The sequence below is a fragment of the Rhodanobacter sp. Root179 genome (assembly GCF_001428465.1).
Lineage (GTDB): Bacteria > Pseudomonadota > Gammaproteobacteria > Xanthomonadales > Rhodanobacteraceae > Rhodanobacter.
Genome location: NZ_LMHR01000080.1, coordinates 66,504 through 87,811, shown reverse-complemented (window position 1 = coordinate 87,811; position 21,308 = coordinate 66,504). Strand labels below are relative to the sequence as shown.

The 21,308-nt window shown below is 61.2% G+C and carries 17 protein-coding genes; 10 read left to right on the top strand and 7 right to left on the bottom strand.

Annotation, left to right across the window (positions count from 1 at the left end; translation table 11 throughout):
• Positions 1-4: 4 nt before the first annotated feature.
• The 3 genes from cdd to ASD82_RS10955 are packed head-to-tail and all read left to right on the top strand — an operon-like array spanning position 5 to position 1,916.
• Positions 5-421 carry a cytidine deaminase gene (gene cdd, locus ASD82_RS10965; RefSeq protein ID WP_056717895.1) on the top strand — a complete coding sequence of 139 codons (417 nt, stop codon included), beginning with the start codon at positions 5-7 and terminating at the stop codon, positions 419-421.
• Positions 422-444: 23 nt separating this feature from the next.
• Positions 445-1,014, top strand: coding sequence for a nitroreductase (locus tag ASD82_RS10960; protein WP_056717875.1), 570 nt, complete (start codon positions 445-447; stop codon positions 1,012-1,014).
• Complete coding sequence (locus ASD82_RS10955) at positions 1,011-1,916, top strand: 5'-3' exonuclease H3TH domain-containing protein (RefSeq protein WP_082542644.1); 906 nt, start codon at positions 1,011-1,013, stop codon at positions 1,914-1,916. Before ASD82_RS10960 ends, ASD82_RS10955 begins: the two co-directional genes overlap by 4 nt.
• Before the next feature lie 246 nt (positions 1,917-2,162).
• Here the strand turns inward: ASD82_RS10955 and ASD82_RS10950 are convergent, their stop codons facing one another.
• Positions 2,163-4,295, bottom strand: a complete 2,133-nt coding sequence (locus tag ASD82_RS10950) for a S9 family peptidase (RefSeq protein WP_056717874.1) — start codon at positions 4,293-4,295, stop codon at positions 2,163-2,165.
• A 185-nt stretch (positions 4,296-4,480) separates the two neighbouring features.
• On the opposite strand from ASD82_RS10950, the gene ASD82_RS10945 reads away from it, so the two are divergent.
• The 6 genes from ASD82_RS10945 to ASD82_RS10920 all read left to right on the top strand — a co-directional run bounded on the left by ASD82_RS10945 (position 4,481) and on the right by ASD82_RS10920 (position 13,629).
• A complete protein-coding gene (locus ASD82_RS10945; RefSeq protein ID WP_056717873.1) occupies positions 4,481-6,592 on the top strand; it encodes an acyltransferase family protein in 2,112 nt (703 codons plus the stop codon).
• A gap of 100 nt (positions 6,593-6,692) precedes the next feature.
• Positions 6,693-7,118, top strand: a complete 426-nt coding sequence (locus ASD82_RS10940; protein WP_056717872.1) for a pilin — start codon at positions 6,693-6,695, stop codon at positions 7,116-7,118.
• A 418-nt stretch (positions 7,119-7,536) separates the two neighbouring features.
• Positions 7,537-7,965 (top strand): pilin, encoded by a 429-nt coding sequence (locus tag ASD82_RS10935; protein ID WP_056717871.1) that lies wholly within the window; start codon positions 7,537-7,539, stop codon positions 7,963-7,965.
• 109 nt (positions 7,966-8,074) lie between these two features.
• Positions 8,075-10,048, top strand: coding sequence for a hypothetical protein (locus ASD82_RS10930; protein WP_157599245.1), 1,974 nt, complete (start codon positions 8,075-8,077; stop codon positions 10,046-10,048).
• A 293-nt stretch (positions 10,049-10,341) separates the two neighbouring features.
• Positions 10,342-12,354, top strand: coding sequence for a hypothetical protein (locus ASD82_RS10925; RefSeq protein WP_056717869.1), 2,013 nt, complete (start codon positions 10,342-10,344; stop codon positions 12,352-12,354).
• A gap of 90 nt (positions 12,355-12,444) precedes the next feature.
• Complete coding sequence (locus ASD82_RS10920) at positions 12,445-13,629, top strand: DegT/DnrJ/EryC1/StrS family aminotransferase (protein ID WP_056717868.1); 1,185 nt, start codon at positions 12,445-12,447, stop codon at positions 13,627-13,629.
• Here ASD82_RS10920 and ASD82_RS17390 read toward each other — a convergent pair.
• The 6 genes from ASD82_RS17390 to ASD82_RS10895 form a co-directional block, all read right to left on the bottom strand.
• Positions 13,610-14,602, bottom strand: coding sequence for a glycosyltransferase (locus ASD82_RS17390; RefSeq protein WP_162253825.1), 993 nt, complete (start codon positions 14,600-14,602; stop codon positions 13,610-13,612). The genes ASD82_RS10920 and ASD82_RS17390 overlap by 20 nt on opposite strands.
• A 62-nt stretch (positions 14,603-14,664) precedes the next feature.
• Positions 14,665-15,396, bottom strand: coding sequence for a class I SAM-dependent methyltransferase (locus ASD82_RS10910; RefSeq protein ID WP_056717866.1), 732 nt, complete (start codon positions 15,394-15,396; stop codon positions 14,665-14,667).
• The gene (locus tag ASD82_RS17385; protein WP_082585315.1) at positions 15,383-16,264 is read right to left on the bottom strand and encodes a lysylphosphatidylglycerol synthase domain-containing protein; all 882 of its coding nucleotides are present in this window, start codon (positions 16,262-16,264) and stop codon (positions 15,383-15,385) included. The genes ASD82_RS10910 and ASD82_RS17385 overlap by 14 nt, the downstream gene beginning before the upstream one ends.
• Before the next feature lies 1 nt (position 16,265).
• Positions 16,266-17,030, bottom strand: a complete 765-nt coding sequence (locus tag ASD82_RS17380; RefSeq protein WP_082585314.1) for a class I SAM-dependent methyltransferase — start codon at positions 17,028-17,030, stop codon at positions 16,266-16,268.
• Between the two features lies 1 nt (position 17,031).
• A complete protein-coding gene (locus ASD82_RS17375; protein ID WP_082585313.1) occupies positions 17,032-18,177 on the bottom strand; it encodes a glycosyltransferase in 1,146 nt (381 codons plus the stop codon).
• 158 nt (positions 18,178-18,335) lie between these two features.
• Positions 18,336-19,190 carry a glycosyltransferase family 2 protein gene (locus ASD82_RS10895; RefSeq protein WP_056717863.1) on the bottom strand — a complete coding sequence of 285 codons (855 nt, stop codon included), beginning with the start codon at positions 19,188-19,190 and terminating at the stop codon, positions 18,336-18,338.
• A gap of 309 nt (positions 19,191-19,499) precedes the next feature.
• On the opposite strand from ASD82_RS10895, the gene pilB reads away from it, so the two are divergent.
• Positions 19,500-21,224: a type IV-A pilus assembly ATPase PilB gene (gene pilB, locus ASD82_RS10890; protein WP_056717862.1), complete on the top strand. Its 1,725-nt coding sequence runs from the start codon at positions 19,500-19,502 to the stop codon at positions 21,222-21,224.
• The last annotated feature ends 84 nt before the right edge of the window (positions 21,225-21,308 follow it).

Genomic DNA, 21,308 nt, shown 5'->3' with positions numbered 1-21,308 from the left:
CCCGATGTCCGTATCACCCGATGCTTTCGATCACCTGCTGACCCTGGCGCGCGCCGCGCGCGCTCAGGCCTACGCGCCCTATTCAAATTTCCAGGTCGGCGCTGCCGTGCTCACCCGCGATGGCCGACAGTTCAGCGGTTGCAACGTGGAAAACGCCGCCTACGGCCTGTGCAACTGCGCCGAGAGAACCGCCCTGTTCAGCGCGATCGCGGCCGGTTGCCAGCGTGGCGACTTCCTAGCGCTGGCGGTGATCGCCGACACGCCGAACCCGGTCAGTCCCTGCGGCGCCTGCCGCCAGGTGATGTCCGAGCTGTGCCACGACGCCATGCCGGTGCTGCTGGGCAACCTGCACGGCGACACCGAACAGACCAGCGTGGCCGCGCTGCTGCCGGGCTCGTTCCAGTTGCCGATGCCGGCCTGATTCCTCCTCATCGAAACCCCTTCATGCCCTTCGATCTTTCCCTGTTGCAGCAACGCCATTCCGTTCCCTCGCGCCAGCTCGGCGAACCCGCGCCGGACGAGGCCACCCTGCACGAGCTGCTGGAGGCCGCCATCCGGGTGCCCGACCACGGCAAGCTGGTGCCGTTCCGGCTGATCCGCCTGCAGGGCGAGGCCAAGCTGGTCTTCGGCCGGCGCGTGGCGGAGATCGCGCAGAAGAACCACCCCGACATGTCCGACGCCAAGCTGGAGAAGGATCGCCTGCGCTACACCTTCGCGCCCCTGGTGATCGCGGTGATCGCCCGCCTGGACACCCTCAGCAAGGTGCCGGAAATCGAGCAGAAACTGTCCGCCGGCACGGTGGCCCACAACATCCTGCTGGGCGCCTTCGCGCTGGGCTACGGCGCCCAGTGGCTCACCGGCTGGGCCGCCTACGACCGCGAAGTGGCGGCGCTGCTTGGCCTGGCCGACAACGAGCAGGTGATCGGCTTCATCCACCTGGGCACGCCACAAACCGACGTCCCCGATCGCGATCGCCCGGCGCTGGGCGACCTGCTCAGCAGCTGGACCCCGTGAACGCCACCGAAAATGGCCGTCCAGCCGTCCATCTGATTGATGGAAGCCTGTACGTGTTCCGTGCCTGGCACTCGATGCCGGACGAGTTCCACGACGTCGACGGCCACCCGGTCAATGCCGTGCATGGCTACACCCGTTTCCTGTGCGAGCTGCTCGAACGCGTGCAGCCCGAACACATCGCGGTGGCCTTCGACGCCTCGCTGACCAGCTCGTTCCGCAACGCGATCTATCCGCCATACAAGGCCAACCGCGAGCTGCCGCCGCCGGATCTCGAGCGGCAGTTCGTGCAGTGCCGCGCGATCACCGAGGCGCTCGGCCTGTGCCTGATGATCGACCATAGCTACGAAGCCGACGACCTCATCGGCAGCACCGTGTGGAACCTGCGCGCCCAGGGCTGGCGCAGCGTGATCGTCTCCGCCGACAAGGACTTCGGCCAGTTGCTGGGCGAGCACGACGAGCAGTGGGACTATGGCCGCGGCCTGCGCTGGGGACCGGCCGGCGTGCACGAAAAGCTCGGCGTGCACCCGCACCAGGTCGCCGACTACCTGGCCCTGTGCGGCGACAGCGTGGACAACATCCCGGGCGTCCCCGGTGTCGGCGCCAAGACCGCCGCCGCCCTGCTCAGCCACTTCGGCAGCCTAGACATCCTGCTCGAGCGCATCGACGAAGTCGCCTTCCTGCGCCTGCGCGGTGCCGCCGCCTGCGCCGCCAAACTGCGCGAACACGCCGAACAGGCGCGCATCTACCGCCGCCTCACCCGCATCGCCCTGGACGCCCCCGGCGCCAGCAGCATCGAGGCCCTGCAGCGCCAAAGCCGCCCGGCCGAACAACTCGAAGCCCTGTGCGAACAGCTCCGCATGGGCGCCTTCACCCGCAGCCGCCTGCGCGCGTTGCTGCGCTGAGCAGATCAAGAGCGTCACCCCCTCCCTGCCTCCCCCTGCGCGCAGGGGGAGGAGCCAGATCGCAACTGCGCGCCTCGCTCCCTCCCCTGCTCGCAGGGGAGGGCCGGGGTGGGGTTCGCTCTTGATCTTCCCCGCGACCCGCGGCCCCCCCTCCTGACCTCCCCCCTGCCCGCAGGGGGAGGTTCTAGCCGAACGGAAAGAAAAACGGCGACCCGAAGGCCGCCGTTTTGATCACCACCAACCAGCTCAGTGCGAACCGGCTTTCGCTGCATCCTTCGCCGTCCACTGTTTCAGCCACGCGTTCACCGCGTCGTGCCATTGCACGCTGTTGTGCGGCTTCAGCACCCAGTGGTTCTCGTCCGGAAAGTGCAGCAGCTCGCTGGGAATGCCGCGGCGCTGCAGCGCGGTGAACGCGCCCAGGCCCTGGGTGTCGGGGATGCGGAAGTCCTTCGCCGAGTGCACCACCATCATCGGCACGCGCCAGTCCTTGACGTGGTTGACCGGATTGAACTTCTCGTAGTTCTCGGGGTGGTCGAACGGCGTGCCGCCGTTCTCGTACTCCTCGAACCACAGCTCCTCGGTGTCGTAGTACATCGCGCGCGCGTCGAACACGCCGTCGTGGTCGACCAGGCACTTCCACGGCTGGTTCCACACGCCGGCCATCCAGTACACCATGTAGCCGCCATAACTGGCGCCCAGCGCGCAGGCACGGTCGCCGTCGAGGAAGCTGTACTTGTCCAGCGCGGCCTTCCAGCCCAGCTTCAGGTCCTCCAGCGGCTTGCCGCCCCAGTCGCCGGAGATCGAATCGGTGAACGCCTGGCCATAGCCGGTGGAGCCGTGGAAGTTCACCGTCACCACCGCGAAGCCCTGACCGGCATAGGTCTGCGGGTTCCAGCGATAGCTCCAGCCGTTGCTCATCGCGCCTTGCGGGCCGCCGTGGATGATGAAGGCCACCGGATAGGTCTGCCCGGCCTGGTAGTCGACCGGCTTGACCACGTAGCCCTGCACGGTTTCGTTGTTCCAGCCCTTGAAGGTGAAGAACTCCGCATCACCCATCTTCGCGTTCTTCAGGTCCGCTGCGTTGAAATGGGTGACCTGCTTCAGGTCACTGCCATCGGCGTGGGCCATGTATACATCCGCCGGCCGCTTCAGGTCGTCGCGGGTCAGCAGCAGCTTGCCGGCGGCCAGCGAGAAGCCGCCCACCGTGCCCTCGCCCACCAGCTGGCTGACCTTGCCGCTGGCCGCATCGATCGCGAACAGCGGGTGCTGGCCGTTGTCGTCGGCGGTGGCGTACAACGTCTTGCCGTCGGCCGAAATCGTCAGCCCGCCGGGCGAGCGATCCCATTGCGGATCGACCTCGTGACGCGCTCCCGTGGCCAGGTCCAGCGCCATGACCGCGAAGCGGTCCGCCTCGAAGCCCGGCTTCTTCATCGCCAGGTAATACAGCGTCTTGCCGTCCGGCGACGCCACCGGGGATGCATCCCACGCCTTGTTTTCTGCGGTCAGGTTCCTGGGTGCCGCCGAGCCATCCGCCGGCACGCTGTACACGTCGAAATTGGTCGACCACGGCTCGCTGGTTCCGGCGATGCGCACGTCGAAATACACGGTCTTGCCATCGGGCGAGAAGCTGAACTCGCCCTCGTCACCGAACGGCTTGCTCGGCACGTCGCCGTCGATGCCACGGCTGAGCAGCTTCGGCTCGACCGCCAACTGGCCCTTGCCATCGAACTGCCCCACGAACAATTGATTGCGCCGACCATTGGCCCAGGTATCCCAGTGCCGCACGAACAGCTTCTTGTAGATCGTGCCGCTGGCCTTGTCCTTGTCGCGTGCGTCGACGCGTTGCTGCGTGCACGCCAGCGTGGCGCAATCGGTGAACACCTCATACGACAGCAACACCTGCTTGCCGTCCGGCGACAGCTTGTAGCCACCCAGATCCAGCGCGCCATGGCTGACCTGGACAGGCGCCGCATGCCTGCCCGGGTTCAGGCCGGACTTGCCGCCCAGATCCACCCGCCACAACTGCGCCACATCCTTCGCCGGCGCCACGAAATACAGGCTGCGCCCATCCGCCGACCAGCGCGCCGAGCCGCCCTTGTCGACCACCTTCACCGGCTGCGCACCCGCCGCCGACAGATCCAGCACATAAATCGCGCCCACACCCTTGTTCGCCGCGTAATCCGTGCTGCGCAGGCCAAACGCCGCATAGCGACCATCCGGCGACAACTGCGGATCACCCACCCGATCCATCATCACCAGGTCGCGCACATTGAACGCGTGTTCCCCCTGCGCCTTGACGAAGGTGGTATCCACGGCGTCACTCGCCATCGCGGGAGCGGCGACCAGCGCCAGAAGCAGCGCGGCTATCAGAGGTTTCATGGGGGGTTCCTTTGCACGGGCCAAAAGACGACGGTAAGCGGCGAGCACGCAACAGGCAAGTTCTACCGCGTCATTACCCAGCCCGATCGGCGGTCGGCGGTTGGCGGTCAGCGTCGGATCGCACCTTGCCCGCCTGCAGACCATCTCTTGGCACCATGCCACCTGTTCCTGTCCGGCCCGCGTGTATGATCGCCACTTTCGCGCGCCAGCGCGGATCGGCGCTGCACCAAGGGGAAGAAGTTTTGGGCAAGCAGGAATATCGGCTGGGTTACCGGGGTGATATCGAAGGCCTGCGGGCGGTCGCTATCCTGTTGGTCGTGGCGGCGCACGCCAAGGTGACCTGGCTTGCCGGCGGCTTCGTCGGCGTGGATGTTTTCTTTGTCCTTTCCGGCTATCTGATCACCGGCATCCTGTGGCGAGAGATCAGTGAAACCGGCGGCATACGGTTCGCGAATTTCTACGCGCGCCGTTTTCGACGGCTGCTTCCCGCACTCCTGACGATGCTGGCATGCAGCTGCCTGTTCGCCGCAGCGGCGTTACCCCCGGGTGACCAGGGTAGCCAGGCAACCGGGGCGGCCGCGGCCGCCCTTTGGCTCAGCAACGTCTACTTCGCCTTCGCCCACATCAACTACTTCGACCCCAGCGCCACAAGCAACCTGTTCCTGCATACATGGTCGCTCGGCGTTGAGGAACAGTTCTATTTGATATGGCCGGCCTTGATGGTCCTGACGCTGGGCTGGTGGCGCAGCAAAGGCGCACCTGCCGACCGCCTGATCACCGTGATGTCAGCGATTGCGATTATCAGCCTGCTTGCCTGCCTGTCGTTCACCCAGACCGCGCCGCGATTGGCCTTCTATCTGATGCCGCTGCGGGCATGGCAGTTTGCGGCTGGCGCGCTGGTTTGGCTGCATTTCGGCTCGATCCGAGCCGACGGAACGGGTGACAACGCACCCGCCGGGTCCGCGCTCGCCTACCGCGGCCTGGGCTGGGCGGGACTTGGACTGATCCTGCTTGCGGCCTTGTGGTTCGATGCCAACACCATCTATCCCGGCTGGCACGCCCTGCTTCCCACCATCGGCGCCGCAGCCATCATCGTGGCGGGTGTCCGCGGCGCGGGGCTTAGCGGCGTCTCACGTGCTCTCAGCTGGCGCCCGCTGCAAGGCATCGGCAGGCTGTCGTACTCTTGGTATCTGTGGCATTGGCCGGTTCTGCTTCTGGGCGGCGCAATCTTCGTCACCGACAGCGCCCTCTATCGCGCAGCGTTGGTGGCCTTGTCATTGCTGCTTGCCGCACTGTCTTATCGTTGGGTCGAGTCACCCATCCGCCAACAGGCGCGCTGGATCGTTCGCCCGGGGGTCACGGTACTTTCGGCGCTGGCGCTCATGGCCGTCGTCAACGTTGCCTGCATCACCTGGTTCAATGCCACGTTGGCCTGGCAGGACAGTCCCAGTCAGCAGCGTTACACAAAAGCCCGCTTCGACATCCCCACCATCTACAAGATGGGCTGCGATGAGTGGTATCACAGCGACACGGTAAAGCCCTGCACCTTCGGATCAGAAAGAGCCAAACACACCGCCGTGCTGATGGGGGACAGCATTGGCGCCCAGTGGTTTCCAGCGGTGTCTATCGTTTTCAATCGACCAGACTGGCGTCTCGTGGTGCTGACCAAATCGTCCTGCCCCATGGTGGATGAGCCGATATTCTATCCACGCATCGGCCGGTACTACACGGAATGCGCGACCTGGCGCCAACACGCCTTGCAACAGATCGCCGAAATGCGACCGGACATCGTGATCCTTGGATCTGTACAAACCAGCGACTTCACTCAGACCCAATGGGTCGAAGGCACCGCCCGCGTGCTGAAGGCCATCAGTTCCAGCAGCGGCCACATCTATCTGCTACGCGGAACGCCCGATCTGCCGTTTGACGGTCCCGGCTGCCTCTCATCGCGCAGTTGGTGGCCGTGGCTGCACCCCTGGCAGAACACGTGCGAAGCGCCAATCTTCAGCGAACGTGACGACAATGTCCTGCACTGGTTGCAGCAAGCCAGTGCACGCTTCGACAACGTCGGCGTGGTGGATTTGAACAACAAGGTCTGCTCCAACAGCACATGCCGTGCAGAGCGCCAGGGTATGGTCGTATTCCGGGATTCGCAACATCTGACCGCCACCTTTGTGGAATCGCTCACCCCCTTCCTTTTCACCGCTCTGCACACGGAGCCGCCAAACGCGTCGGCGCCCATCGAACTGCCGCGCACTGCTCCACCTGGCACGGCAGCAGCCCCCTCAAATCTGTGACGACTGCCGCATTGCCGGGCATCTACCAGCCATTCGGAGCGGCGCCGAGGCGATTGGTACAAAACGTGCCTGTCTGACGAGACTCTCAGGGGAGTCCACCATGTCGCACCAGCGCCGTTCCGCCGGTTTCACGTTGATCGAGTTGATGATCGTGGTGGCGATTATCGCCATTCTGGCGGCCATCGCACTGCCGCTTTATAGCGACTACGTTGCTCGGTCGCAGGCGGCTGCCGCACTTGACGAAATCACCTCGGGCCGCACGGCATACGAGGAACGCACCAACAACGGTGACAGTGACGCCACGCTCTATACCACCGTTGGCAATCTTGGTATGCAGCAGGACACCGAGCGCTGCCACGTCACGGCAACCGCGCCGGTCGACGGCGTGGGCGAGATCATCTGTCAGATCAAGGGAAATCCCGAGGTCAAGGACAGGAAGATCACGCTGGCTCGCGACAGTTCGGGTAGCTGGAAGTGCCAGACCGATCTCGCGACACGCCAAACTCCGAAGGGCTGTTATCCGTAAAACCGCTGTCTAGGCAGACGTGAGGCTCGCACAATGCCCGACATCACCAAGCCTTCTACTGCTCACATTGCCCTTCCTTGGCCACATCTAACTCTTGTTCGCGCCAGAAACTGACGCTCAGCGTCAATTGATGACACGCCACGACAAGCCAAATCCCTCGACCAACCCGAGCGCACAGCTCTTTAATTCGGCATTTCGGCATCGCTTGTGGAGATTCGTGACTGTGTGCACAATCGACGTGCCCACAACCATGCGGAAATACCACGGCGGCAGTGATGGCATACAAACTGCTTGAACTGCCGTGAGCTTCCTGGTCGTTCCTGACCGCGAGTAAGGGGTACCGTTCCCGCCTAGGGGGAATACGGGACCGGGGCTCAGGGGGCATCAACGGTTAGCTAACCAAAACAGAGGAAACACCATGAAGACCATGCAGAAAGGTTTTACCCTGATCGAACTGATGATCGTGGTTGCGATCATCGCGATCTTGGCCGCCATCGCGCTGCCGCAGTACCAGAACTATGTTGCTCGTTCGCAGGCGACTGCCGGTCTGGCGGATATCACTCCGGCAAAGACAGCCATCGAGGAAATGATCAACAACGGTAAGAGCGCGTCAGTAGCGGCTAACTATACGTTGGTGGGTATTCAGAAGACCACCGAGCGCTGCGATATTACCATTGGCGCCATTGCGTCTGACGGTTCTGGCTCAAGCGCTGTAGCTTGCACGCTGAAGGGTAATCCGAAAGTTGCAGGCAAGACCATTACTTGGGGCCGTAACGTGAGCGGCGTGTGGTCCTGCGTCACCACTGGCCTGAGCCAGTTCGCTCCGAAGGGATGCTCTGGGACCTAATCCTTCAGAGCGCGCCAAGGGATGTAAAAATATCCCACTGGTGAATATAAAAGGAGGGGCTTTGGGCCCCTCCTTTTTTTTTCCATACACATATGCGTAGGATCAGTACATGGCTCTGCCGCTCGGATCATCCAATAGTCGCCACGGCCAAGCCTTGCACATTGTGCGAATGGCAGCCTGCCTTTTGGTCGTCGCCGCCGTCATGTGGCCGGGTCTGTCAGGGGGCTTCATTTTTGATGACTTCGTAAACTTTGTCGATGTCCCAGCCATGCACGTACATACATGGACTTTGCAGGCCTGGCTTGGGGTATGGTCGTGGTCACACGAAAACATCAATCGCCCATTGGCGATGTTCAGCTATGCACTCAATTACGCGCTAGGTGGAAGCACATTCGGGTTCAAGTCGGCAAACCTCGCCATCCACTTGATCAATACCGTCCTGCTGGCAATGTTCGCCAAGCGACTGCTGACAATCGGATGGAAGGCATCTCCTGACAAGGAGTCACTGGACTCACGACATGCCGCGACGTGGTCGCTGATTCTCGCAACCGCTTGGGCACTGCATCCCCTGCAAGTTTCTGCTGTGATGTACGTGGTCCAGCGCATGGAACTGCTGGGTTTCACATTCACCCTGCTGGCACTGCTGGCGTACTGGAGCGCAAGGCAACGCCAAATCGCTGGCGAGCGAGCATGGCTCTACCTTGTCCTCAGCGCAGTCGCGATGGCCGTGGGCTATGGGGCGAAAGAGACCTGCATACTGATCCCTGGCTACACCCTTCTGTTGGAAGTGACACTGCTGCACTTCCAGGCAGATAAACAGAGCACACGACGCAACTGGCAGCTTTTCTATGTACTGGGATGTGTACTAGCCGCCCTGTTGTTCATGTTCTACCTCATCCCGCATTACACGTCGGAGCAAGCGTATGCCCTGCGCGGCTATACCGCATGGGAACGCACCCTGACGCAGTTGCGGGTTCTTTCGCTGTACATAGGCTGGTGCGTCGTTCCGCTCGGCGGCACCATGAAGTTCTATTACGACAATTACGCTGTATCCACCGGCTGGCTGCATCCTGCCACCACGTTGGCAGGCGGCCTGTTCCTGCTATCACTAGTGACTCTGGCGTTTGCTCTACGCAAACGCCGCCCGCTGCTTGCACTAGGCATTGGCTGGTTCTTCATGGCGCACTTGCTGACCAGCAGCCCGATTCCGCTGGAGCTGGCGTTCGAGCATCGCAACTATCCCGCCCTGTTCGGCATTCTCTTGGCGTTGACGGACGTGATCTGGATGGCCACGCGGCGGGCAAATCCGAAACTCCCCGGACTGCTTGCAGCCATCTGTCTCGTTTCGTTCGGATTCTTCACCGTGCTTCGCGCAGCCACGTGGGGCAAGCCCGTGCAACTGGCGGTGACGTTGGCGGAAGAAAACCCCGGGTCGCCACGCGCCAGTTATGATCTGGCTAATCTCTATATGCAGCTGTCCATAAACGGCACGCGGCCAGCACTGCTAAACAAGGCCATCGGCGAACTGGAGCGGGGGATGGCCTTACCAAACTCTTCGCCACTGCCAGAACAAGCGCTGCTCCTGCTTGCCGCCGTGGGGAAGGTGCCGCTACAACAGGTCTGGTGGGACAGTCTGCTGCACAAACTAAAAACCCGCCCCTTCGGTCCGCAGGAAGCCAATGCGCTACGAGCGCTCCTGAGCGCCCGTATCAACAACGATGCCGACGTGGATGCACACCAATTGCAGGAAGCCTGTGAACTGGCATTGAAGCAACTGCCATGGTCGCCAGACCTTTATATCAACTACGCCGACCTGGCTAGCCAAAGCCTGCACGATCCCGAACTCGCCATCCAGCAATGGCAACAGGCACTTATCCTCATACGAGGAGACTTGGCTTACGAGAAGCAAATAGCGACCTACCTCATTGATGCCAACCGTCTCGCTGAAGCCGAGGGCGTCATGGATTTCACGGAGAAACTGGAACCCTTGATGTCTCGGGAAGAAAGTTGGCGTGCGTTGCGGGTGAAGTTGCGGGCCGAGCAAAAGAAAAATGCGGTCGCCCCAACGGAAAAGCGCAAATGAAATCAAGGGGCGACAACACAACCTGAAGTTGGCGCAGAACGCGTCGCCAGTGGTCTGGTGTGGATGGTCTGGTGTGGGATCACAACGAGAGGTCCCGTACGGACCAATCCTCGGACTGGTCCGTCCCTGACGAAAGCGAAAACTAGCACCACCCGTAGCGTGGCTCACAGGCCCAATCACTCATCAACCCAAAATTTGTGTAAAAGTGGGCCGCCTGCCGCTCCCGCGAATTCCCGTGAAGCTGCCCCGCCGACCGACGCAGGCATCCTACGGCGATTATGCCGAGACCACCAATGAGTTCGACACCGAAAGTCCACAATCCCGGTTTCCGGATACTGGCCTTTACCCTGCTTATCGTAGCGCTTGTCTACAGCACCGGTTTAAGCGGTGGTTGGCTGTTCGACGATTATCCGAACATCGTCGATAACCAAGGTGTACATCCCGTCGATGCCGATACTGCAAGCTTGGTGCGCGCCGCGCTTTCTTCTCCCGCCAGCGAGTTCAAACGTCCGCTCGCTTCGCTGACTTTCGCCGCGAACTATCTGGCCAGCGGCCTCGACCCGTACAACTGGAAGCTGACCAACCTGGTCATCCACCTGATGAACGGAGTGCTGGTTTTTCTGCTGGCGCGAGCACTGCTGCTGGCAACCTCGGTATCTAGGTGGCCGGGAATCATTGCCTCAATCCTTGCGGGCGCATGGCTGCTGCTTCCCATCAACCTCACCGCCGTACTGTACGTGGTGCAGCGCATGGAGAGCATGGCCAACCTTTTCGTGCTGCTAGGCCTGATGGGTTATGTCGCCGGCAGGCGCTCCATGCTCGCCGTTCCGAAGCAATGCAATGGTGATCCGGATCGAAGACAACGGAGGTGGCGTGGCTTCGCGCTATGCATGACCAGCATCATCATCCCCACGGCACTCGGCCTGCTGGCCAAGGAAACGGCTGTGATGCTACCGCTGTACGCCGCGCTGATCGAATGGGCGCTGTTTGGTTTTTCGGCACCGGACTTTGCATCGATGCCCAGGCGCCGTGACTGGCGAATTGCCCTGCTGTTTGTGCTGGTACTGGCACTGCCGATGACGCTCGGCATGGTATGGCTGCTGCCGAAGATCCTGAAGCCGGAAGCCTGGGCCATACGCGACTTCGACCTGGGCACACGCCTGCTCAGCGAAGCCCGCATCATCGTCGACTACCTCGTGTGGACATTGCTGCCGACACCGGAGGCGTTGTCGTTCTATCATGACGACTTCCAGGTATCGAGCGGCCTGCTGACGCCACCGTCGACGCTTGCAAGCATCTTGTTTCTGGGTGTATTGGTCGTGCTGACGGTATGGCTAAAGAAGCGGCGCCCCTTGGCTGCACTGGGCATCGCGCTGTTCCTCGGTTGTCAATTGCTTACCGGCACCATCCTGCCGCTGGAACTGATCTACGAACATCGCAACTACTTCGCCAGTTTCGGACTACTACTGGTCATCATCCCGTTATTGGCGGCGCCCCCGCGACTTCCTGTAGGCGCCGATCCATCAGCAAGCGATTCCAAAGAAAATGGGCTCCCCATAGCGCTGCTTCGTCATGCGCTGTTGGCCGGACTCATGCTTTGCTGGACCGCGTTGACCGCGTACACCGCCCATGCTTGGGGGGATCCATTGCGACTGGCCGAGGACCTTGCCTCACGCGCACCACAGTCACCCCGCGCGCAATATGAACTGGGCCGCACCTACATTATCTATTCACACTACGACCCAGCCTCTCCATTCACGCACCTGGCCTACGCACCGCTGGAAGCTTCCGCCGCATTGCCCAACTCTTCGATCCTGCCGGAGCAGGCGCTGATTTTCATGAACTCGCGCATGGGGCTTCCGCTAAAGGACGCGTGGTGGTCCAGCATGATTGCCAAGCTGAGAGCCCGAAAGCCCGGAGTGCAAGATGAAAGCTCGCTCGGGGCTTTGACCCAATGCGCGCGCGACCGCCGCTGCGCGCTGCCAGCGCAGCGCATGGTGGCGGCGTTCGACGCGGCCCTGGCACATCCGAACCCCGGGGCGCGCCTGCTGGCCACCTATGGCGACTACGCGTGGAACGTGCTTGAAAACCGCACTCTAGGTGAAAACTTGACGGCTCAGGCCGTACGGGTTGCGCCCGATGAGTCCGCCTACAGAATCACGCTCATCCGAATGTTGATAGCGCTGGGGCGCGAAGCCGACGCACGCCGAGCGCTGCAACAACTTGAAACCATGAATATTGGGGGGCGACTCGACCCCAACATTGTAGAACTGGAATCTTCACTGGTCGAGAAGATGGTGCGATAACCGCAGCCTGTTTCCGACTATTCGTCGGCGTGACATCATTGCAGACCACATGTTTCCACTTCACGATCACCACCACGGCGGAACCTCGAAATGAGTTCGCAAGACAATACCCATGAAGAACCTTTCTTGATTTTTGGTTCCCCGTTGATTGAGCAATCTGAGATCGACGAAGTCGTGGCCTGCATGAACTCCGCTTGGCTCGGCACCGGCCCCCGCGTTGCCAAGTTCGAAGGGGACTTCGCGGCATACCAGGGAATATCGTCCACGCAAGTCGCGGCGGTGAACTCATGCACCGCAGCACTGCACGTCAGTATGGTTGCCGCTGGACTGGAGCCTGGGGCGGAGGTGATCACCACGCCAATGACCTTCTGCGCGAGCGTCAACGCCATCATCCATGCTGGACTCACACCGGTAATGGCGGACATCGACCCATCAACCCAGAACATCGATCCGGTAGCCATTGAGGCTACAATTACAGATCGCACTCGCGCCATCTTGCCAGTGCATTTCGCGGGTCGCCCATGTGACATGGATGCGATCATGGCGATCGCCCACAAGCACAAGCTGGTTGTCATTGAAGACTGCGCGCACGCGATCGAGACCACGTATCACGGTCGCAAGGCGGGAACCTTTGGCGACTTTGGCTGCTTTAGTTTCTATGCGACCAAGAATGTCGTCACCGGGGAAGGTGGCATGATTGTCGGCCGGAGCGAAGCTAACATGGCTCGCGCCAAGGTTCTCGCATTGCACGGCATGAGCAAGGATGCCTGGCATCGCTTCGGTGACCAGGGCTACAAGCATTACCAGGTGGTCGAGGCCGGTTTCAAATACAACATGATGGATCTGCAGGCTGCGATCGGCATCCACCAGCTCGCGCGTGTGGAACGAACCTGGACAAGGCGCGAAGCCATCTGGAATCGCTATATGGAGGTATTCGCTGATCTGCCCATCGGCCTGCCTGCTGCGCCGGCACCCGATACGAAACACGCCTACCACCTGTTCACGATCATGATCGACGAAGGACGCTGTGGCATTTCACGCGACGCCTTCCTGGATGCCATGAACAGTCGCAAGATCGGAACCGGCGTGCACTATCTGTCAGTACCCGAGCATCCGTACTACCAGCAGCGTTACGGTTGGAGACCAGAGCAGTGGCCAAACGCCATGCGCATCGGTCGCCAGACGGTCAGCCTGCCACTTTCACCGAAACTGAGCAGCGCCGATGTTGAGCGTGTAATCGCAGCAGTCCGGCAAATCATTTCGCCATCGAACTGATAGCGGCAAGCAACTCGACAACGGCGCGCTCCACAGTCCATTCCTTGCGTACCTCACCGGATACGACACACGCCTTCCTGACCTCCTCATCGTATGCACCCCGCATGGTGTACAAGGTTCGTGCGAGGTCCTCAGAGTCGCCCACCCGATACAGTCCGCAGCGGGCCCTGCTGTCTACCGTGGTTAGATCGCGGTACATCGCGTGATCCGCAGCTAGGACGGGGATACCGAACGACATAGCCTCCAGGAGAGACGTCGGGACGAAAACCGAATGTTCGCTGCGGTAGGGAAACGCAAATGCATCATGACCCTGGAACAATGCGTACGGATCGACTTCGCCTTGCAGCTCAACATCCAACGCAGGGCATCGACGCGCTATCTCCTTGCGCATCCTTTCGCACATGCGAGCGTCACGCAGGAACGGAACCGCCACCGTGAGCCTGATGTTGGCAGCGGCCATGTGATTTCCAGCATCCAGCAGGTCGACGAGACCACGCTCGTACAGCACGTCATGCAGTGCTCGGGATGTCGGCTTCTGATAGCCGCACAAAAACAGCACCCGTTGCAGCCCGTTCCCTGTGGGCTGCCAGGTTCGCGATGGATGACGAATGCCGAGGTGCATCGCCGCGACATTCGGGCCCGAACGACCCACCGTCAAGGCGGGTCCGAAGCGGTGTCCGAGTTGATCCATCTCAAGCCCAACACAACTGTAGAACACCGGAATGTGCGTTACACCAGCCTTGGCGCAGATCGCACGTGAACGTCGCAGCAGCCATGTATTGATCGAGCCGCGGAAGCCATGGAAGGTTCCATAAGGAAATACCACCACGGTATCGGCCTCCTTGCCTCTGCAAATGGCGCGTAGTCGGAGCAACGAATCCAGAATCATCCCGCCGGACGATGTCGCGGGTGTGCCATCCAACAAATCCACGTCCAGTCCACGGGACCGCAAATCAGCAACCAAATCGGTCACGAAGATTTTCCGTCCTTCCGTCCAAGGAGGTATTACGCCAGGGGCAAGCAGGATTATCCTGCTCACGACTTCTGCGCCACCACGATGAACTGTTCCGACATAAATGCACAATGACGACCCAGCCAACGCGCAATTCGCGAGAGCCACGGTTGCGGTAGCCACAGCCATGGAACGAGCAGGAAATTGCCAAGGCCCTCGATGCTGCTAACACGCAACCCGGCTGCCTCGACCATCTTCCGCGCCTCACGCAGGGATACGCGATAGTCACTCTCCGGACGCTTGCGCAGCAGCCAGCGGTATATCCCAATTGCCGGCGCGAAGACGCGACGCCCATCTGCGCTGTAAAAATCGACGATCAGCATGCCCTCCGCAGCCAGCGCTTTCGTCATTTCCATGATCAGCGCCTGTTGTTGCGCCGGCTGGAAAAGGTGCAGAAAGCGCGAACTCGCCACGGCGTCAAAACCACCCTCGACATAGGGGAGTCGGGTCGCATCAGCCACGCAATAGGTAACGACCGGAAATTGCGCGCAGTTCCCACGTGCCACCGCCAGCATGGCAGCTGTCAGGTCACTGGCAACCACCAAGTCACTAGCGGCCGCAAGTGAGGGCAGCATCTGGCCGGTACCGGACGCCACATCAAGGATGCGCTCGTACCGCGGACGGGCGGAAAGCGCCCGGTTGACCGCCTCGCGCTGCCACATGCGAAACAGCCGCCCGTAGCGCGAGCCGTAACGCTTGGCCTCATAACCAGCCGCTTCCTCAGTGTAGAAGTCCCTGTAGTCAGGTCCTGTCATGCGCAATTTCCCGAAATTTTCTGATGATCGATCCCACACTTGATCCAAGTCCCAGTCGCATCGCGGCAGGAATCCCAAGCATGGCAGCTGACGCAAGATTGAGCGCACGATTGATCAACGCAATCAGCAGCGCCTGCTCCGGAGGCACACCTACTAGCGTCAATAATGCAACGAGTGTGGCGTCATAACCCACCAATCCCATGGGTAGACCGGAGACGATACCGGCGAACGTGGCGATGATACCGATCGAACCACCGATCCATATGTGCCTGAAATCACCCGTAACCAGCAACAGCAGCATCGCATGACGTAACCCATAAGAGAGGACATCAACAAGCAGGATCACTGCTGACAGGCCGATGCGCCGCCATGGATTATCCAGCAACGCCAATGCTTCGCGCAGCCGCTGCAGCAGGCGCAAGCCTATCGCGCGCCGTACCGTGACTGCTGCAACGCAGGCCAAGGCACTTGCAAAAATCACAAGCCAAAGATACCAAGGCGGACTCCAGTGCAATGCTGCCAGCCATGCGCAGGAAGCGGCCACGACAGCCCATGCACTCAACGAAACCAGGCCATCCAGCGCTATCACGACACCAAGAAAGTGCAAGGACAGCTCGCCATGACGGCGTAGCAAGAAAATCCGCAGTGGGATGCCGAGCTTGAATGGCAGGATATAGGTGGCAAGAGTTGTACAGAACAATGCATCACGTACGCCTTTGTGCCCTGCAGGGCTGCAATCAACCGGCTGATAGCAGCGATTCCAGCGAAGCGGCTCCATGATGAAATGCGCTACCGTGACCAGAAAGCAACAGCCAAGAAGAAGGGCGTGACCGATTATTCCCAAGAGTGACCAGTGCTGAATTTCCATGCTACGTCCTTGAAACCCTGGCCATGATCCATCGGTGCAAGGCGAATCGGCTATAACCCCCTGCTCGCTGATCCTTTTCTCCCTGCTTCGAAAGAGCTGAGCCTACCCACGAGGCGTTCGACGCAGCAACTCCCGGAACGACCAATGCCAGTGAAAGGAAGGGATTGCCCCCTGTTTCCGTGACGACAAAGGATGATCGCTCAAACGATTCCAGATACTGGTCCCGGGTAAAACCTTGGCCGCCAGTCGTGGAATGTGATCGGCGACCACGTAAGCGGGCGATCAGCCGTTGCAATTCGTAGCCTGGGTCCACAGCCAGGAAAACCCCTTCCGGCTTGAGTGTCCCGCGTAATGCCTCCAAGGTTCGCGTCACCTCAGCACGGCCCACGTACATCAGGCACGTGATCGAAATGATGCCGTCGAACGTGTTGGCGTCAAAAGGAGGTTTCGTCGCACTCGCAACTGCGCACGGGCCACATGAAGCGGAAAATTCCTGACAATAGGGCATAGCCAGATCCTGGCCAATCAACTGGATATCCGGGCGCTCCCTCGCGATGACCCTGCTCAGTCGCCCATAACCACAGCCCAGATCAAGAATTCTGGCTCCCATGGGCAACTTGGGTAGAAATATCTCGCGAACGATCCAGGCGTGCCAATCGTGCAGAGCCGAATTTGCCTGTTCGGAAAGCCCCTGAAACAGGACACCGGATAACGACGAAATGCCCTTGGCCGCGCGATTTTCCCATTGCCGCCTTGCATCGTTCATCTCAAACCGTCCGGCCCGATGCCTGCAGCAACTGCCCGACTATCGTCCGCATCGAAAACTCTTCGGCCGCGTGTCGAGTCGCCGTACGAAAGTCAGCCGCGTTGCTTCGCAACGATGACTTCAAGGCCTTTGCGATACCCGCTGCATCTGCCGAATCAGCAAGGACCCCACACATGTACGTCTCAAGCAGTTGCGGGAGATCGCCCACCGGTGTCGCGATCACGGGACAGCCAAGTTTCATTGCATCAGAGAAAATCAGCGGAATACTCTCAATGCGCGAAGGAATCACGAGCCAGTCCGCATGCATGATGGCGGCCTCGGCATCGGCCTTGACGAGGAATCCGCCGACCCGAACTTGACGCCCCTCGGACTGCAATGCTGCAACGCGCTCGTGTACAAGGGCCTGCAACGGACCACCACCATAGATCTCGACACATTGGATGCGAAGCCAATCGCTGTCGTCCAGCGAGGCCAGCGCATCCAGCAGCAAGTCCACTCCCTTATTACGGTGCCAGCGCCCCAGAAAAACCAAGCGGTAAGGTGGCTCAACACGTGATGGCAACGGATCAACGACGCTAATCCGGCGTGTGCTGGGAAGAAACTTAACTGGCACCTTACCAATCTGCTGGGCTGCCTTGGCCAATTGATAACCGTCGGCGTAGGCATGTCTCGCTTCACGGATGACGCGTGCAAGGCTGCCACGCAGCACGGGTATGCGTCCCAACGACCACACGTCACTACCAAGCATCCATACGGAGTATCCGATGCTGTGTCTATGCACGGCTCTGCGTACCCATTCGCCACACGGCAGAGCCCACAATGCAAGCACGTGAGACGTCCCATCACCGATTGCCGCACGCGTTGCGGACAATCCACCGCGCATTACGCGAACGATCCAACGAAAATCGCCCGGCAACCACGGTTTGAGCGTGGATAGTGGCTTCACCGGCGCGGCATAGCGAAAGACCTCCACTTGAGGTGACCACTGCTCACGTGAGGTTGCCAAGCCTGGCGCGACCACACGCACCAAGACGTGCTCGGCAAGCTCCTCCGCCAGATCGACCACAAATGAGCCGGCTGCTTCACTACCGTCGTTCCGAATGGGGAAGGAGCTGGTAACCAGAACAAACGTACGACTGGCGCTCATTGCGTTCCAGCTGACAGCATGTCGACGATCCTGTGCGTGTGCCTCGCCATCATTTTTCTGCTCAGCGAGAAAGGGAAATAGAGTTGGTTGACTAAGAGGGCCAGCGCGTCAATCCTCCCAAGAATGGATCGGGTCAGCCACGCTATTGCCAAGACCAATCATGCATCGCGCCGATACATCAGTCCGGTGATCTGCTCGGAAACCAACCCGATCAGAAACACGATCACCGCCGCGCTCCACAGCAGCGTGCTCATGTTGGTGAGGCGACCTTCGTGCATGAAGGTCCACGCGTAGTTGGCGCAGCCCAGCAGGAAGAACACCACGCTCGCCGGCACGAACAGCTTCAGCGGCGAGTACAGCGTGGCAATCTTGAAGATGATCAGCAGGAAGCGCAGGCCGTCGCGCATGGGTTTGATGTGGCTACGCCCGATGCGCTGGGCGGCCTTGATGGGGATGTAGGCCACGGCGTAGGCGCTGCGGAAGAACGCCATGGTGCTGGTGGTGGGGTAGCTGAAGCCGTTGGGCAGCAGGTGCAGGAATTCGCGGAACTTGTCCGCGCGTACGGCACGGAAGCCGGAGGTGAGGTCGAGCACCGGATGGCCGGTCATGCGGGTGGCGAGCCAGTTGTACAAGGTGTTGGCCAGGCCTCGGCCGACGCCGGCCTGGCTGTCCCAGTCACGGGCGCCGACGACCATGTCGTAGCCGCGGTTCAGCTGGTCGAGCAGGCGCTTGATGTCCGCGGGGTCGTGCTGGCCGTCACCGTCCATGAACACCAGGATGTCGCCGCTGGCAGCCCGGGCGCCGCGCTTGATCGCCGCGCCGTTGCCCATGGAGTACGGCGCGCTGAGGCAGGTGATCTCGTTGCCCTTGCAGATGCTGCGGGTGTCGTCGGTGGAGCCGTCGTCGACCACGATGATTTCGGCGTCGGGGTGGGCGGCACGCAGGCGCGGCAGCAGGGCCGCCAGCGCGGGCGCTTCATTCTTGGCGGGCAGGATGATGCTGAGGCGATTCAACAGGTGGTTCCCCCGGGGTGGCCGGGGGATCATAGCGTGAAGGGGAGATGGGGTCAGGCGGGGAGTTGGCAGTGCGGGGATCTCGGGGATTGGATCAAGAGCTTGCCCCCCTCCTGCCCTCCCCCTGCGAGCAGGGGGAGGAATCTACCCTGCGGCTTCCGGGTAACCCTGGAGAGGCGACCGCGCCAGGCGTTTGTGCGCTGCGTCGAGCTATCCGGCGGTGACCCGCGGGGAATTGCATTCAGTGGGTGACCTGCGGGGCGGACTGCGGTAGATTCAACAACATACAGGGGCAAGGTCGAGCCGTTTATGTCATCTCAATTGCAACCGTCGCTTACGGGTCTGTCCGGCATGGCGCGCCGGCTGGTGTCCGAAGGCGTGATGGCGGAGGACGTGGTCCGCAAGGCCATGGCGGACAGCGGGCAGCAGAAGGCTGCGCTGGGTACCTGGTTGCTGGATCACGGCTTGGTCGATAGTGCGGAGCTGCCGCGGGTGGCGTCGGTCGAGTTCGGCATGCCGATGATGGACGTGGCCTCGTTGAATCCGACCACGATGCCGCTGGACCTGATCAGCGAGGCCTTGATCACCAAGCACCAGGCGCTGCCGCTGTTCCGTCGCGGCAAGCGGCTTTACGTGGGCATCGCCGACCCGATGCAGTCGCATGCGCTGGACGAGATCAAGTTCCACTCCAACTGCATGGTCGAGCCGATCCTGGTGGAGCGCAACTCGCTGCAGAAGGTGATCGAAAGCCTGCTGAACAACCTGCGCAACACCATGCCGGACATGGGCGGCGGCGACCTCGACGAGCTCGATATCGAGGCTGGTGACGGCGAGAACGAATCGAGCAGCGGCGTCGATGCCACCGGCAACGACGACGCGCCGGTGGTGAAGTTCGTCAACAAGGTGCTGGTCGATGCGATCCGTCGCGGCGCCTCGGACATCCATTTCGAACCGTTCGAGACGCAGTACCGGGTGCGCGTGCGCATGGACGGCATCCTCAGCACGGTGGCCAACCCGCCGATGAAGATGGCCAACCGGATCTCGTCGCGCATCAAGGTGATGTCTCAGCTGGATATCGCCGAAAAGCGCGTGCCGCAGGACGGCCGCATCAAGCTCAACCTGTCCAAGACCCGCGCGGTCGACTTCCGCGTCAGCGTGCTGCCGACGCTGTTCGGCGAGAAGATCGTGATGCGTATCCTGGACGGCTCCTCGGCCAAGATCGGCATCGAGAAGCTGGGCTACGAGCCGGATCAGCAGAAGCTCTACATCGACGCGATCCACAAACCCTATGGCTTGGTGCTGGTCACCGGCCCCACCGGCTCGGGCAAGACGGTGTCGCTGTACACCGGCCTGAACATGCTCAATACGCCCGAACGCAACATTTCCACCGTGGAAGATCCGGTCGAAATCCGCGTGGAAGGCATCAACCAGGTGCAGCAGAACGTCAAGCGCGGCATGACCTTCGCCAGCGCCCTGCGCTCGTTCCTGCGCCAGGATCCGGACGTGATCATGGTCGGCGAAATCCGCGACCTGGAAACCGCCGAGATCGCGATCAAGGCCGCGCAGACCGGCCACATGGTGCTGTCCACCCTGCACACCAACGACGCGGCGCAGACGGTTTCGCGCCTGATGAACATGGGCATCGCCCCGTACAACATCACCTCGTCGGTCACCCTGATCATCGCCCAGCGCCTGGCGCGGCGCCTGCATGATTGCAAGAAGCCGATGGATCTGCCGCCACAGGTGCTGCTGGCGGCCGGCTTCAGCCAGGCCGATATCGACGAGGGGATGACGATCTACGAGGCCGGCGGTTGCGACGGCTGCAATGACGGCTACAAGGGCCGCGTGGGCATTTATCAGGTGATGCCGATGCTGGAGGAGATCCAGAAGATCATCCTGCAGGGCGGCAACACCATGGAGATCGCCGCCGCGGCCAAGGCCGCCGGGGTGAACGACCTGCGCGCTTCGGCCCTGCTGAAGGTGAAGCAGGGCCTGACCAGCCTGATCGAGATCGACCGCGTGACGAAGGAATAAGCAGCGAACCGCGACCGCCGCCGCACCGAAGTTGCGTCCGGCGCCACGGTTTGGCGGGGCAGAAATGACATAAGCTTCACGAAT